1 protein-coding gene is annotated in these 594 nt (G+C 53.5%); it reads right to left on the reverse strand.

Features of this window, described 5'->3' with window-relative positions; translation table 11 throughout:
- Positions 1-64 precede the first annotated feature (64 nt).
- Positions 65-319 carry a hypothetical protein gene (locus C5P05_RS02850; RefSeq protein ID WP_114968362.1) on the reverse strand — a complete coding sequence of 85 codons (255 nt, stop codon included), beginning with the start codon at positions 317-319 and terminating at the stop codon, positions 65-67.
- Positions 320-594: the final 275 nt, after the last annotated feature.

Below are 594 nucleotides of genomic sequence, written 5' to 3' on the forward strand. Positions count from 1 at the left end.
ATCAGATTGGATTTCATGGTGTATCTCCTGAGAATTTGGGTATTGGGTAATTGAAATCAGGGGCTCAGGCAACCAGCTGCTGGCCGCCGAAGTTAAAGGCAGTGGGCAGGTCGAGCTTGAGATGCGAACTGGCATCAACGTTGGTCACCGTCGGGCCGACCTGGACGACGGTGGTTGGGCTGAAGATGCCGCCACCGGCAACGTTGGCCGAGTTGCCGCCAACGAGGGCGATGGCATTGCCGCCACGGACAGACGACATCGCAGCGCGGTCGAGTTCCTTGCGGGTGGACAGGTCTTGAATGATCAGATTGGATTTCATGGTGTAACTCCTTAAGTGGTTTGGGTTGGTGAGCATCAAGTTGCGCTCGGAGGAGCTATTGCATGGGCCGTGCCAGATGCTGTGCAGTGCCTGGAAATATTTGCAAGTCATTGAAAACAAAGGAAAAAATGTGCCGTTGACCATGGCCTGGCGTATTTTGTTCAGCACTCAGACCGGGTGCGCTGTCTGGTGCTGTAAAACACATTTACGACTACTGTCTGGAATGACCCATCACATGATTGGCAAGCTTCACTTGGCGAAGTGATGCGATCTGC

Origin of the sequence: Rhodoferax ferrireducens (assembly GCF_003347515.1) — a bacterium.
Taxonomy (GTDB): Bacteria; Pseudomonadota; Gammaproteobacteria; order Burkholderiales; family Burkholderiaceae_C; genus Rhodoferax.

Excerpts from the sequence above, each read along its gene's own strand:
- C5P05_RS02850 (WP_114968362.1), bottom strand. The coding sequence starts at position 319 with ATGAAATCCAATCTGATCATTCAAGACCTGTCCACCCGCAAGGAACTC.